At 43.6% G+C, this 14,971-nt stretch carries 14 protein-coding genes; 5 read left to right on the top strand and 9 right to left on the bottom strand.

The genetic code is table 11. The annotated features are described in order from the left end of the window. Positions 1-43: 43 nt before the first annotated feature. The 6 genes from odhB to sdhC form a co-directional block, all read right to left on the bottom strand. Positions 44-1,246, bottom strand: a complete 1,203-nt coding sequence (gene odhB / locus MCT08_RS05790; protein ID WP_261926917.1) for a 2-oxoglutarate dehydrogenase complex dihydrolipoyllysine-residue succinyltransferase — start codon at positions 1,244-1,246, stop codon at positions 44-46. A 29-nt stretch (positions 1,247-1,275) separates the two neighbouring features. Next, positions 1,276-4,086 (bottom strand): 2-oxoglutarate dehydrogenase E1 component, encoded by a 2,811-nt coding sequence (gene sucA, locus MCT08_RS05785; protein ID WP_053311819.1) that lies wholly within the window; start codon positions 4,084-4,086, stop codon positions 1,276-1,278. Between the two features lie 88 nt (positions 4,087-4,174). Continuing rightward, a complete protein-coding gene (locus MCT08_RS05780; protein WP_261917497.1) occupies positions 4,175-4,888 on the bottom strand; it encodes a succinate dehydrogenase iron-sulfur subunit in 714 nt (237 codons plus the stop codon). A 15-nt stretch (positions 4,889-4,903) separates the two neighbouring features. Further along, entirely contained in the window at positions 4,904-6,670 is a 1,767-nt protein-coding gene (sdhA, locus tag MCT08_RS05775; protein WP_053311821.1) for a succinate dehydrogenase flavoprotein subunit, read from the bottom strand. After that, on the bottom strand, positions 6,671-7,018 hold the full coding sequence (gene sdhD / locus MCT08_RS05770; RefSeq protein WP_168521481.1) for a succinate dehydrogenase, hydrophobic membrane anchor protein: 348 nt from the start codon (positions 7,016-7,018) through the stop codon (positions 6,671-6,673). After that, complete coding sequence (sdhC, locus tag MCT08_RS05765) at positions 7,012-7,404, bottom strand: succinate dehydrogenase cytochrome b556 subunit (RefSeq protein ID WP_053311823.1); 393 nt, start codon at positions 7,402-7,404, stop codon at positions 7,012-7,014. The genes sdhD and sdhC overlap by 7 nt, the downstream gene beginning before the upstream one ends. A 394-nt stretch (positions 7,405-7,798) precedes the next feature. On the opposite strand from sdhC, the gene MCT08_RS05760 reads away from it, so the two are divergent. Beyond that, positions 7,799-9,088 (top strand): citrate synthase, encoded by a 1,290-nt coding sequence (locus MCT08_RS05760; RefSeq protein ID WP_053311824.1) that lies wholly within the window; start codon positions 7,799-7,801, stop codon positions 9,086-9,088. An 83-nt stretch (positions 9,089-9,171) separates the two neighbouring features. Here the strand turns inward: MCT08_RS05760 and MCT08_RS05755 are convergent, their stop codons facing one another. After that, positions 9,172-9,930: a Nif3-like dinuclear metal center hexameric protein gene (locus MCT08_RS05755; protein ID WP_053311825.1), complete on the bottom strand. Its 759-nt coding sequence runs from the start codon at positions 9,928-9,930 to the stop codon at positions 9,172-9,174. A 66-nt stretch (positions 9,931-9,996) separates the two neighbouring features. Between MCT08_RS05755 and MCT08_RS05750 the strand changes: the two genes are divergently transcribed. Beyond that, the gene (locus tag MCT08_RS05750) at positions 9,997-10,779 is read left to right on the top strand and encodes a DUF1853 family protein (protein ID WP_425609323.1); all 783 of its coding nucleotides are present in this window, start codon (positions 9,997-9,999) and stop codon (positions 10,777-10,779) included. Between the two features lie 92 nt (positions 10,780-10,871). On the opposite strand, the gene pgm is transcribed toward MCT08_RS05750, so the two are convergent. Continuing rightward, a complete protein-coding gene (gene pgm / locus MCT08_RS05745; protein ID WP_053311827.1) occupies positions 10,872-12,518 on the bottom strand; it encodes a phosphoglucomutase (alpha-D-glucose-1,6-bisphosphate-dependent) in 1,647 nt (548 codons plus the stop codon). A 118-nt stretch (positions 12,519-12,636) separates the two neighbouring features. Beyond that, on the bottom strand, positions 12,637-13,185 hold the full coding sequence (seqA, locus tag MCT08_RS05740; RefSeq protein ID WP_053311828.1) for a replication initiation negative regulator SeqA: 549 nt from the start codon (positions 13,183-13,185) through the stop codon (positions 12,637-12,639). A gap of 92 nt (positions 13,186-13,277) precedes the next feature. Between seqA and MCT08_RS05735 the strand changes: the two genes are divergently transcribed. From MCT08_RS05735 to fldA, 3 genes are all read left to right on the top strand, one after another. Further along, positions 13,278-14,045, top strand: coding sequence for an alpha/beta fold hydrolase (locus MCT08_RS05735; protein ID WP_168521475.1), 768 nt, complete (start codon positions 13,278-13,280; stop codon positions 14,043-14,045). A gap of 109 nt (positions 14,046-14,154) precedes the next feature. Further along, positions 14,155-14,376: a DUF2788 domain-containing protein gene (locus MCT08_RS05730; RefSeq protein ID WP_053311830.1), complete on the top strand. Its 222-nt coding sequence runs from the start codon at positions 14,155-14,157 to the stop codon at positions 14,374-14,376. A 48-nt stretch (positions 14,377-14,424) separates the two neighbouring features. Then, positions 14,425-14,958, top strand: coding sequence for a flavodoxin FldA (fldA, locus tag MCT08_RS05725; RefSeq protein ID WP_053311831.1), 534 nt, complete (start codon positions 14,425-14,427; stop codon positions 14,956-14,958). Positions 14,959-14,971: the final 13 nt, after the last annotated feature.

The following is a 14,971-nucleotide window of genomic DNA, read 5'->3' as shown; positions in this document are numbered from 1 at the left end:
GGTTACTGGCGACTGTTACAGCCGCCAGTGTTGAAAACTCAACTTAAACGTCTAGTAATAGACGAGCTGGATCTTCAAGTAGTTCTTTGATTGTCACAAGGAAACCAACCGATTCACGTCCATCGATAAGACGGTGATCGTAAGATAGAGCTAGGTACATCATTGGCAAAATTTCTACTTTACCATCGACAGCCATAGGACGATCTTGGATTTTGTGCATACCAAGAATTGCAGCTTGTGGCGGGTTAATGATTGGCGTCGACATCAACGAGCCAAACACACCGCCATTCGTGATAGTAAAATTACCACCAGTCAATTCTTCAACCGTTAACTTGCCGTCACGACCTTTGATTGCAAGCTCTTTGATGCCTTTTTCAATTTCAGCAAGGCTCAATGTATCACAATCTTTTAAGACTGGCGTCACAAGACCACGTGGTGTAGAAACAGCCATGCTGATATCGAAATAGTTATGATAAACAATTTCTTCACCATCAATAGAAGCATTCACTTCAGGGTAACGCTTGAGCGCTTCAGTCACCGCTTTGACATAAAACGACATAAAGCCAAGACGAATACCATGCTTCTCTTCAAACAAGCCTTGATACTGCTTGCGAAGATCCATGATCGGTTTCATGTTCACTTCGTTGAATGTCGTTAACATAGCGGTGCTATTTTTCGCTTCCAATAAGCGCTCAGCAACACGCTTACGCAAACGAGTCATAGGCACGCGTTTTTGGCTACGTGCGGCAGCTTGCACTGGAGCAACTTCAACCATTGGAGCTGCCTTTTTCGCATTCGCTAGGTGAGCATCAATATCTTCACGAGTGATACGTCCGCCAACCCCGCTACCTTTAACCTGACTGGCTTCCAAACCATGCTCAGCAAGCAAGCGGCGAACTGCAGGGCTTAGAGCGTCATTGCTCTCTTCGGTTAACGTTGCTTTGTGGCGCTTATCAGGTGAAGGCTCTGTATCACTCGTTGTATCTTTTGTTGGTTCACCAGCGACTGCGCCTGGTTTCAACTTAGCTAACAACTGCTTAGAAAGTACTGTTGCACCTTCTTCTTCAACAATGACTTCAAGTACACCAGCTTCAGGAGCGGGAACTTCAAGCACAACTTTATCAGTTTCAATTTCAACAATAACTTCATCACGTTCAACCGCTTCACCTGGCTTTTTGTGCCATGTCGCTACGGTTGCATCTGCAACTGATTCAGGTAGATCTGGAACCAGAATTTCAATTGTCATATCTGTATCTTCCTTTTACTTCTAGTTCTTTAAGCTAGGGTCAGAGCGTCTTCAACCAACGCTTTTTGTTGTTTCAAGTGTACTGACATATAACCAACCGCTGGTGAAGCAGATGCTGGACGCCCTGCATATTTCAGATCAGCACCTGCTGGAATGGCAGAACGGAAGTTATGTTGGCTACTGTACCAAGCACCTTGGTTTTGTGGCTCTTCTTGGCACCATACGTAATCAACAACATTAGTGTACTGAGCAATGGCTGCTTCCACTTCCTCTTTAGGGAATGGATACAACTGTTCTATCCGCACGATCGCAACATCATCTTGTTCGTTGTTACGACGTTGCTCAAGTAAGTCGTAGTAAACTTTACCTGAACAGAACACCACACGTTTCACTTTAGCTGCATCAAGGTTATCAATTTCACCAATTGCTGGTAAGAATGAACCTTCGGCTAAATCTTCAAGCGTTGATGTACATAGCGGATGACGTAGCAAAGATTTCGGCGACATTACAATCAACGGTCGACGCATCGGACGAACCACTTGACGACGTAGCATGTGGTAAACCTGAGCTGGCGTTGATGGAACAATAACCTGCATGTTTTGTTCTGCACATAGCTGCAAGTAACGTTCTAAACGGGCTGATGAGTGCTCTGGACCTTGGCCTTCATAACCATGAGGCAGAAGCATAGTTAAGCCACACAAGCGCGCCCATTTTTGTTCACCAGAAGAAATAAACTGGTCGATAACAACTTGAGCACCATTAGCAAAGTCACCAAACTGCGCTTCCCAAATCGTTAGGCCGCTTGGTTCTGCTGTTGCATAGCCATACTCAAATGCCAATACCGCTTCTTCAGAAAGAACAGAATCGAGCACTTCAAACGGGCCTTGCTTGTCATGAATATTGGCTAAAGGAATATAGGTGCTTGCATCGCTTTGATTATGCAATACCGAATGGCGATGGAAGAAAGTACCACGCCCAGAGTCTTGCCCAGAAATACGAATGCGCTTGCCATCATCGACTAATGTCGCATAAGCAAGTGTTTCAGCCATACCCCAGTCCAACAGCTTTTCACCGTTTACCATCGCTTGACGATCGTTGTATATTTTATCAACACGGCTTTGCAGCTTATGGCTTTCTGGATACTGACAAATTCTGTTGCCTAGCTCTTTTAAACGCCCCAGGTCAATTTGGCTATCCCAAGGCATATCCCATTCATGGCCAATATACGGTGACCAATCAACCGAATGCAGCGCCATTGGACGCCACTCTTTTACGACCACTTCGCCATGATCAAGAGCATCACGATATTCATTGACTAATTGAGTAGCCGTTTCTATATCGAATTCACCGCGTTCAATTAACACATCAGCATAAAGCTTACGTGGTGTTGGATGCTTCTTAATCTTTTGGTACATCAAAGGCTGCGTTGCATTAGGTTCATCAGCTTCGTTATGGCCATGGCGTCGGTAACAGACTAAGTCAATAACCACATCACGTTTAAACTCATTGCGATAATCAAGCGCAATGCGCGTAACAAAAGCAACGGCTTCAGGGTCATCAGCATTCACATGGAAAATAGGTGCTTGGACCATTTTTGCGATGTCAGTACAGTACATAGTCGAACGCGTATCACGAGGGTTCGAAGTCGTAAAACCAACTTGGTTATTAATGACGATACGTACCGTACCACCAACGCAGTAACCACGCGCCAAAGACATATTAAAGGTTTCAGCAACGACACCTTGTCCTGCGACCGCAGAATCTCCATGAATTGAAATCGGTAACACCGCTGAGCCATCATCATCACCTAAGCGATCTTGACGAGCTCTAACAGAACCAATAACAACAGGGTTAACGATCTCAAGGTGAGATGGGTTGAATGCTAGTGCTAAATGCACATCACCACCTGGAGTGGCAAAATCAGCCGAGAAACCTTGGTGATATTTAACATCACCCGTCCCCCACGTTTCATCATGCTTACCAGCAAATTCATCGAATAAATCTTGAGGTTTTTTACCCAAGACATTGACTAGCATATTCAAACGACCACGGTGAGCCATTCCAATCACAACTTCCCTCATACCATTACCGCCAGCATGTCGAATCAGTTCTTTCATCATTGGAATTAACGCATCACCACCTTCGAGTGAGAAACGCTTAGCACCGGGGAATTTCGCACCAAGATAACGCTCAAGCCCTTCAGCCGCTGTAAGTTCTTCAAGGAATACTCGTTTTTCATCTTGAGTAAAGGATGGCTGACCAACCACAGACTCTAAACGCTGCTGAATCCAACGTTTTTGCTCAGTATCTGTCATGTGCATATATTCTGCACCGATAGATCCGCAATAGGTTTTATTCAGGGCTTGATGAATATCTTTCAACTTCATGGTTTCTTGCCCAATAGCAAAAGAACCGACGTTGAAAGTTTCTTCGAGATCATCTTCGTTGAGATTATGAAATGACGGGTCTAATTCAGCAACAGGTGGACGTTGCCAAAGACCGAGGGGATCAAGCTGGGCAGCTTCATGACCGCGGAAGCGGTAAGCATTAATTAGCTGCAAGACTTTTACTTGCTTTGCATCGACATCAGGATCACTAACTTGGACATTGTAATGCTTTGTTTCTTTAGCGAGTCGTCGGAAGTAGTCACGGACACGTGAATGTGGTTGTTCTACCACATTGTCAGATTGCGCAGGCAATCCATCAAAAACACGTTTCCACTCCTCACTTACCAGATCGGGATCACTTAGATACAGTTCGTAGAGGTCCTCTACGTAAGTTGCATTGGCGCCAGCCAAGTGTGAAGACTCGAGCCATGCCTTCATCACGCCGTTGTGCATATTTTCCCTTAACCAGTAGTTTTCACGTTTGCTTCGGTCTATGCCGAGCTATTAAAGGCAGGTCCGAAGACCTGCAATTTTATTCATTTTAAACCGAGCGATTAACAAGCATAGATTTGATATGCCCAATTGCTTTCGTCGGGTTTAATCCCTTAGGACAAACACTTACACAATTCATGATGCCATGGCAACGAAAAACGCTAAATGCATCATCAAGATTAGATAAACGTTCATCTGTTGCAGTATCTCGGCTATCAATTAACCAACGATACGCCGCAAGCAAACCAGCAGGGCCGATAAATTTATCCGGGTTCCACCAAAAAGATGGGCACGATGTTGTACAGCATGCACACATGATGCATTCGTACAAACCATCTAGGTGGGCACGTTCGTCTGGTGACTGAAGATTTTCGCGTGCAGGTGGTAAGTTTCCATCCGTCACTAAATATGGCTTAACTTTTTCATAGTTCTCATAGAACTGAGCCATATCGACAATCAGGTCACGTACTACTGGTAAACCAGGCAGAGGACGAATGATAATGGTATCTTTGTTTAACAACGCCGACAGCGGAGTAATACAAGCCAAACCATTTTTACCATTCATATTCAAACCATCAGAACCACAAACCCCTTCACGGCATGAACGGCGGAAAGCGATGGTTGGGTCTTGCTCTTTAAGTAAGATCAACGCATCCAACACCATCATGTCAGAGCCTTCTTCCACTTCCAGCACATAATCCTTCATGTATGGCTTCTGATCGACATCTGGATTGTAGCGATATATAGAGAATTTCAATTTCATAATAACGCCCTCTCCTTAATACGTACGTGCTTTAGGTGGAAATGCATCACGGTAAATAGGCTCCATGTTTACATTACGCTTCGACATAGTTTCTGTCTCAGGATTGTAAATTGAATGGCACAACCAATTTTGGTCATCACGATCTGGGTAATCGAAACGCGCATGAGCACCACGGCTTTCAGTACGATAGTTAGCAGCAACCGCAGTAGCGAATGCCGTCTCCATTAAGTTTTCTAGCTCTAAACACTCAATACGCTGAGTGTTGAACTCGGTTGACTTATCAGAAAGATACGCATTATTTAATCGTTCGCGAATGACTTTAAGCTCTTCTAAACCTTTTGCCATCGCTTCACCTTCACGGAATACTGAGAAGTTATTCTGCATACATTGTTGAAGATCTTTACGAATTTGTGCAGGGTCTTCACCACCAGTACTATTTTCCCAACGATTATAGCGTTCAAGAGATTTTTGAATATCAGCTTCAGTAGCAGGTTTTGCGTCAGCTTGTTTCTTAAGCGTTTCACCCAAATGTAAGCCTGTCGCTCGACCAAAGACCACTAAATCAAGTAACGAGTTACCACCTAAACGGTTCGCACCATGAACAGAAACAGAAGCAATCTCGCCACACGCAAACAGACCTTGAACTTCTACATCTGCGCCATTAGCGTCTTGTTTGATAGCTTGACCTGAAACTTGAGTCGGAACCCCCCCCATCATGTAATGACAAGTTGGGATGACTGGGATTGGTTCTTTGACCGGATCAACGTGAGCAAAAGTGCGTGATAATTCACAAACACCAGGTAAGCGAGACTCTAACGTTTCTTTACCTAAGTGATCGAGTTTCAATTTGATATGTGGTCCCCATGGACCATCGCAACCACGACCTTCACGGATCTCAATCATCATTGAACGAGCAACAACATCACGACCAGCCAAATCTTTAGCATTTGGTGCGTAACGTTCCATAAAACGTTCACCATCTTTATTTAGCAGGTAACCACCCTCACCACGACAGCCTTCAGTTACAAGCACACCTGCGCCTGCGATACCTGTCGGGTGGAATTGCCACATTTCAATATCTTGCATTGGAACGCCAGCACGGATCGCCATACCCACGCCGTCACCGGTGTTGATGTGCGCGTTAGTTGTTGACGCATAAATACGGCCAGCACCGCCTGTCGCAAGAACTGTCGCTTTTGCTTTAAAGTAGCAAACTTCACCCGTTTCCATACACAGTGCTGTACAGCCAAGCACTGCACCATCTTCATTTTTCACCAAATCAAGGGCGTACCATTCAGAGAAAATGGTCGTTTTATGTTTGATATTTTGTTGGTATAGAGTATGGAGCAAAGCGTGACCAGTACGGTCAGCCGCAGCGGCAGTACGAGCCGCTTGTTCACCACCGAAATTCTTCGACTGGCCACCAAACGGACGTTGATAAATAGTACCATTATCAAAACGAGAAAAAGGTAATCCCATTTTCTCAAGTTCGATAACTGATTCTGGACCATTTTTACACATGTATTCGATAGCATCTTGGTCTCCGATATAATCCGAGCCTTTCACTGTATCGTACATATGTTGTTCCCAGTGATCTTCATGCGCATTACCTAGCGCTACAGTAATGCCACCTTGAGCTGATACCGTATGAGAACGAGTTGGGAAAACTTTTGACAGCAAAGCACATGATAGGCCTTGCTCTGAAATTTGCAGTGCAGCACGCATGCCAGCACCACCAGCACCGATTACAACGGCATCAAATTCACGAACTGGAATAGTCACTTACGCACCCCACAATACAAATAAGCCAGAAAAGAAGTATCCAAATAGCACGGCAATAACTACAAGCTGCAAACCACCGCGTAACTTAGAACACTTGATATAATCCGTTAGTACTTGCCATAGGCCTATCCAGCCATGAATTAGGACAGAGACTAACGCTAGCATTGTGAAGACTTTAGTAAATGTGCCACCAAAGAACTGCGTCCAAGAGACGTAAGAAATATCTCCAGAGAAAGCACAAAAGCTCACTAGGTAGACAGTATAAAGCGTCATGATGATCGCAGAAGCACGGATGAGTAGGTAATCATGCACCCCGTTGCGACCAACTGAAGAAACGTGTTTTACCATACCAAAACCCCCGCTAAAACTGACAATACTGCGGTTACGATAAACGTAACTTTTGCACTCATTGCACCAGACTCTAGCTCTTCAAAATGGCCGAGGTCCATCAGCAAATGGCGAATACCACCAGCGATGTGGTATGACAGTGCCGTTAATATTCCCCACAAGATAAATTTCACAAAAAAGCCGTTAACAATGTTGCTGGCTTCCATAAAACCTACAGGGGAGGCTAACGAGAGGGAGAGTAACCACAACAAAATTCCGACTGCAACAAACATGATCACCCCAGACACACGATGTAGGATAGATGCGATTGCGCTGATCGGAAAGTGGATGGTCTGTAAATCTAAATTAACAGGTCTTGACTTTCTTTCTTTCACGGGCTTGCTCACTCAGCTCCATTGAGCATTTATAGTTATAGATGAAATTTGGTTCCAAACCCACAAAAGTTAACATTGATTTAACAACAAACCGTAAAATCAGCGCGGTTAAATGTAAAAATATTGTTAACAACAAGACTAAACACACTACCTCACAATTGTTTTTAGCCTTGAATTTATAAGGTTTTCACCAAAATTTGCAGTGCCACTATACGGCTGGCAACATTCTAATACAATTGATGTAACAATTTTTGCTACACAGAACAGATTTTTAACTTTATATGTCCAAAAAATCTAAACAAGTGCACACATCAGAGGAGAAAAATTGACTTTAACCCCGAACACACGTAAAAAAATGTCACACAAACATCCTGGACGGATTAAATAATAAACAAAGGAGATTGTTATGGCAGATAAGAAAGCTACCCTTCATATCGAAGGCAAAGCGCCAATCGAACTGCCGATTATGGATGGGACAGTAGGTCCTCAAGTAATCGACGTTCGTAAACTGGGGTCCAACGGATACTTCACTTTTGATCCTGGTTTCCTTGCCACTGCATCTTGTGAATCTCAAATCACTTATATTGATGGTGGTAAAGGGGTGTTATTGCACCGTGGTTTCCCTATCGATCAGTTAGCCAATAACGCCGATTACTTAGAAGTTTGTTACATTCTTCTTTATGGTGAAGCTCCAAATCGTGAACAATACGAAGAGTTTAAAAAGATCGTTACTCGCCATACGATGGTTCATGAACAAATTGCGAGTTTCTTTCACGGTTTCCGCCGTGACGCTCACCCAATGGCTGTTATGTGCGGTGTGGTTGGAGCGCTTGCGGCGTTCTACCACGATTCACTCGACATTAATAATGATACACACCGTGAGATAGCGGCTTACCGCCTGCTTTCTAAAATGCCAACACTTGCAGCCATGTGTTACAAGTACTCAACTGGTCAACCGTTTATTTACCCACGGAATGATCTAAACTATGCGGAAAACTTCCTGCACATGATGTTTGCAACACCATGTGAAGAATATGAAGTCAACCCTGTAGTGGCTCGTGCGATGGATAAAATATTTACCCTGCACGCTGATCACGAGCAAAATGCGTCTACATCGACCGTACGTCTAGCGGGTTCTTCAGGTGCTAACCCATTTGCGTGTATTGCCGCTGGTATTGCTTCTTTATGGGGACCAGCTCATGGTGGTGCAAACGAAGCTTGTTTGCGCATGCTTGAAGAAATTGGCAGCGTAGATAACATTCCTGAGTATGTGGTGAGAGCAAAAGATAAGGATGATCCATTCCGCTTAATGGGCTTTGGTCACCGAGTGTATAAAAACTATGATCCACGAGCGACGGTAATGCGTGAAGCTTGTCATGAAGTTCTAAAAGAGTTGAACATCCAAGACCCATTATTGGATGTGGCGATGGAGCTTGAACGCATCGCACTTTCTGACGAATATTTTGTTGAGAAAAAACTCTACCCGAACGTTGATTTCTACTCAGGCATTATCCTAAAAGCTATCGGTATCCCAGTTTCTATGTTTACCGTTATCTTCGCCATGTCTCGTACTATTGGTTGGATTGCACACTGGAACGAAATGCACAGCGACCCTGACAATAAAATTGGCCGTCCTCGCCAACTTTACACAGGTCAAAAAATGCGTGATTTCAAACCATTGCACGAACGCGAATAACAGATCTAGTCAGTATGACTTAATTGAAAAGAGCGAGTATCCACTCGCTCTTTTTTATTTTATGCAACCACGCAACAAGCTGACTACACAGGATTATCGATATCGATAAACTCAACCTCAAAACCATATTCTCTCGCTAACCATTCTCCTAAAGCCTTAACACCATAACGCTCTGTTGCATGATGCCCGGCTGAAAAATAATGAATACCCTGCTCTCTTGCTGAATAGGTAGTTCGTTCTGATATTTCACCAGAAATAAATGCATCAAGTCCTTGTTGAACCGCAAGTTCGATGTAATCTTGCCCACCGCCCGTACACCAACCAACGGTTTCAATCATTTGCTCCGTCTGTGTTGGCGCGATATGCAAAGGCTGACGATTCAGAACTTGGTTGATTTTGGCCGCAAACTCAACACCTGACATCGGTTTGTTAAGACGCCCAAACATCGCAACAGATTGAGGGTGCCCTTCCATTCCACCTTCAACTTCAATGTCGAGCAACCGCGCAAGCTCGGCGTTATTCCCTAACTCTGGATGGATATCTAATGGTAAGTGGTAACCAAACAGGTTGATATCGTTTTTAATTAAAGTTCGGATACGTTTGCCCTTCATGCCTCGAATCGGTTCAGATTCACCTTTCCAAAAATAGCCATGGTGAACCAGTAAAGCATCGGCTTTAAGTTCAACGGCCTTGTCAATAAGTGCTTGAGAGGCGGTAACACCCGTAACAATCTTTTTGATTTCAGATCGACCTTCGACTTGTAAACCATTCGGGCAATAGTCTTTAATTAACTGAGGAGTAAGCTTTTGATTGATTAAAGCTTCAAGTTGTAAATTATCCATTATTCATCCCAAGATTGTATTTTTAACTAGCGTGGTTATAACAATTCCGAGCTAAGATGTCGAAAAATGAAGAAGAGAAAATCAATGAAGATGGACCTAAACTCACTGGCAAACTGGGTATCGACCACCCCTGCATTGTTTCATCACAAAGGTGTTGTTGCCACGCAGCATCCATTCATGCAGGACATTCCGCAGCTTAAAGAGGGTTATGCTGGTAACCCAAGATTAGGCTTTATCTATCAGCATCTATGCTCTCTACTATTTAAACTCGACCCAACCTATTCAGCCGTTTCTGAGGAAATTCAGTTAAATGATGCAGGAACAACACTGGGGTCACTTGATTTCGTTGTGAAAAATAAACGGCAGCAACGCTATGAACATTGGGAAGTGGCGGTTAAATTTTACCTTCTCCATCAAGGGCTCTGGTATGGACCAAACTCACAAGATCGTCTTGATATAAAGCTCGACCATATGCTCCACCAGCAACTAACACTATCTCAATCTGAATCGTTTCAAACCACCTACCCACTTTGGCGTAATATCAGCCACCACTTGTTAATGCAAGGCCGTTTGTATACCAACCCCTTTGCCAACGAAACCATTCCAGAACAATGTTTAGGTTACTCAATTAATTCGTCACAAATTGCCGGGTATTGGTGCTATCAAAGCCAAGCAGAGCAAATAAACGAAGCACTATTCTTACTTGACAAGCCACAGTGGATAAGTGGAAAAAGTACCACAAGCCCAGTGTTTACCTCAGCCCCAGAACAAGGTTTTGTTCATTGCCAAAGTGAAAGTGGTCGATTTTGGTTTATCGTGCCAGATCAATGGCCACATCAAAGCGTTTAAATCATATATAACCGTTTTGATATCGGTTACAAACGTAGCTCAAAACAGAACGGGCGACCCATAAGGTCGCCCGTTTTCATTAATGATTTATATTATAAGCCTGCGTCAGCAAATACTTGATTAACGATATCCTGAGCTTCAGATTCAATCTGTTTCAAGTGTTCTTCGCCTTTAAAGCTTTCACAGTAAATTTTGTATATATCTTCCGTACCTGAAGGACGAGCGGCAAACCAACCAAAATCGGTCGTCACTTTAAGACCACCGATTGCCGCACCATTACCCGGAGCATGCGTCAAACGAGCAGTAATTGCGTCACCTGCTAATGTTTGCGCTGAGACCATTTCTGGTGATAGTTTGCTAAGTACTGCTTTTTGAGGGCCATTAGCGACAGCTTGGATACGGCTGTACTTTGATTCACCGTGTTTTGCAGCAAGCTCTTCATAATACTGTTGAGGATTTTTACCTGTCACTGCAGTGATCTCTGCAGCCAGTAAACAAAGAATGATACCATCTTTATCTGTTGACCATGGCGTGCCATCTTTGCGTAGGAACGATGCCCCCGCACTTTCTTCACCGCCAAAGCCAAATTGACCACTGTATAAACCATCAACAAACCATTTGAAGCCAACGGGTACTTCACACAATTCTCGGCCAAGGTCAGCGACAACACGATCAATAAGAGCACTTGATACTAAGGTTTTGCCGACGGCAACGTCTTGACGCCATTGCTGACGATGACGATATAGGTAGTCAATACATACCGCTAAGAAATGGTTTGGATTCATTAAACCTTTCGGTGTCACAATACCATGACGGTCATAATCAGGATCATTACCAAAAGCTAAGTCATACTCGTCTTTTAGTGCCAGCAGCCCTGCCATAGCATAAGGTGAAGAACAATCCATACGCACCACGCCATCTTTATCTAATGACATAAATTGGAAAGTAGGATCAACCGCCTCACTGACTAGCGTTAAGTTCAGCTTGTAAGCTTTACCAATTTGACGCCAATAATCGATGCCACTGCCGCCCAATGGATCAACGCCCAGCTTAAGATTGGCTTTTTGGATAGCTTGCATATCAATAACATTGACTAAGTCATCAATATACGGTTTGACGAGATCAACCTGTTTAAATAGTGGTGACTGTTTGGCTTGCGTAATCGCTACACGTTTAACACCTTGCATACCCTCAGCAATAATTACATTCGCTCGGTCTTCTATTGCTTGCGTTAGTTCACCTTCGGCTGGACCACCGTGTGTTGGGTTGTACTTAATTCCACCGTCTTGTGGTGGATTGTGCGATGGTGTAATAACAATACCATCGGCTTTCTGTTGATGAGTTAAGTTATAAGTCAGAATCGCGTGAGAGATTCCTGGCGTTGGTGTATAGCCATTATTCTCTTGGACAATGACTTCAATACCATTGCCAATCAGTACTTCAACAACGCTAGAAAATGCAGGTTCTGATAGCGCGTGCGTGTCTTTACCGACGAAAATAGGGCCTTGAGTTCCTTGTTCTGCACGTACTTCAGCCAATGCCTGAGTAATCGCTAAGATATGATTTTCGTTGAAGGTTGATTTATCTGCACTACCGCGATGACCTGACGTACCGAACTGTACTTTATGCTCGGGGCAAGCTGGATCGGGTTGAAGTAAGAAATAGTTTGCGACAAGCGCAGGGATATTATGTAGATCTTCCTGAAGCGCTTTCTGTCCTGCGCGTGGGTGCATAGCCATTTTGACATCCTTTCTTGAAATAACGACGAAACAAAAAGCCTCATAATACGAAATTTATTTCTCGCAGTATGAGGCTTAAATCAGATTTTTATCTTTGAATAACAAGCCAAAGAAAATGTTAGATAGCGTTTGTTACTTTCTCAATGATGTCTGACGGGAAATTCATCAGCGACATCAATTGTTCAATCATCTGCTGTTTACGGCTGGTATTATTGTTAGTAATCACCCAAAAAGGCGTATTTGGAATCGATTTTGGTTTCGTTGTTTGACCACTTTCAAGTAAGGTTTGCTCATTATCTGCAAAGTAAACGCGTTTACGCCCTTTGTTCACTAATGTCGCTTCGGAAAAACTTGCAGGATCAATGCGGTATAAAGTTGAAAGCACCAACATAAAGCGATCAATCGCTTTTTTCAGACCCGCAAATTCATCAGAAATCAACAAAGAACGCATTTCTTTTACGCTATCAATCTGTGTATCTCGAACGGCATCTTTACTCACAACAATGCCTTTAGGTTCAACGTTTACTTGTGTCATTACCGTTGCAGCAGAAACCTTACCATCAACGTTCAGCAAGCGACGCAAAATGTCAGACGCGCTTTCACCAATATGCTGGGTTTGACTTGCAATGTAACGGTATAGATCCTCATCAACCTCAATTGTTTTCATTCGCTTTTCACAATCTCAATGTTTAAACTCTGGGAGATTATAGCGAGATCTTCACTGATACTCTACGTTAAACCAATCACTAATAAGATAAAATGTCAGCACTTCTTAATTATAAACTCGAAGGTGAAGGTCACACCGTTGTTTTGATCCATGGGTTATTTGGTAATCTCGACAACTTAGGCTTACTAGCCCGAGATCTTAAAACTGACCATCAAGTCCTGAGTATTGACTTGCGCAACCACGGTCAATCATTCCATTCACAGCAGCATGATTACTCCAGTATGGCGCAGGATGTCGCCAATCTACTCGAGTATCTAGCTGTTGACTCAGCGATAGTCATCGGACATTCAATGGGCGGTAAAGTCGCCATGAAACTGACTGAATTTGCACCGAATAAAATGAATAAGCTTATTGTTTTAGATATGGCACCGGTAAGCTATAACCAACGGCGACATGACAATGTGCTTGCAGGGCTTAAGGCGGTTATCGACCAGCAACCGACCTCTCGCGCGCAAGTAATGTCGATTCTAGCCGAGCATATTGAACTCGAAGGTGTACGCCAGTTTTTGAGTAAATCAATCGTAAAACGTGATGATAACGTCATGGAATGGCGTTTCAATGTCGCAAGTATTGAAAACAATTATTGGCATATTTTAGAGTGGCAGACTATTCCGACTACCGACATTCCAACGCTATTTATTAAAGGCAGTGAATCAGATTATTTAATGACTGAACATCAACCCTTGATTCAGCAACAATTTAGCCAAGCTAAAGCGCATATCATTGCCAATACTGGCCACTGGTTACATGCTGAAAAGCCCGTAGAAGTGTTGCGGGCTATCCGCAAGTTCACCGATTAAATCACCGTTTGTTGTTGAAACAAGTGTGAAATAGGTACTCATGCACGCATTAACTTTGACGAATAACAATGGTATAGTGCGCGCAAGCAAATTGGCATAAAGGATTCCCATGCTGTACGACTACATGAACATGCTTGAGTCGATTGGACTCGATCTTCTTTTTGCGGCTATATTCTTTCTTATTGGTATGGCGATCAAAGATGTCCTTAAGCAGGGTAATGTTCCACCATTCGGACGTCGTATTGTATGGCTAGTTCTGTTTTTAGGGTGTGCAGGCTTTATCACTAAAGGGCTAATCCAACTCAGTTGGGAAGGCACAGGTCTTGGGTAAAGAGCAGGTTCATCCGCCAGAAAATGACAAATTAAAGGTAATGATTCTATGGCAAGTGTAGGTCTCTTCTTTGGTAGCGATACAGGCAATACTGAAGCGGTTGCGAAGATGATTCAAAAGCAACTGGGTAAGCAGCTCGTTCACGTTCAAGATATTGCTAAAAGTAGCAAAGAAGATATTGATAATTTCGACTTGTTGCTTCTTGGTATTCCGACTTGGTACTACGGTGAAGCACAGTGTGACTGGGATGACTTCTTCCCTGAATTGGAAGCGATCGACTTCTCGACCAAGCTGGTTGCTATTTTCGGTTGTGGTGACCAAGAAGATTACGCAGAGTATTTCTGCGATGCAATGGGTACCGTTCGCGACATTATCGAAAGTAAAGGCGCAACCATCATTGGCCATTGGCCAACCGAAGGTTACGAATTTGAAGCATCGAAAGCATTAGTAGCCGGTGATAACGACCACTTTGTCGGTCTGTGTATTGATGAAGACCGTCAGCCTGAGTTGACCGACCAACGCGTCAATAGCTGGGTTAAGCAAATTTACGATGAAATGTGCTTAGCTGAGCTGGAAGACTAAAAAAAGACCCCCT

This window comes from Vibrio aestuarianus, from assembly GCF_028858425.1.
Classification (GTDB): Bacteria; Pseudomonadota; Gammaproteobacteria; order Enterobacterales; family Vibrionaceae; genus Vibrio; species Vibrio aestuarianus.
This window is presented reverse-complemented; position numbering and strand designations above follow the sequence as displayed.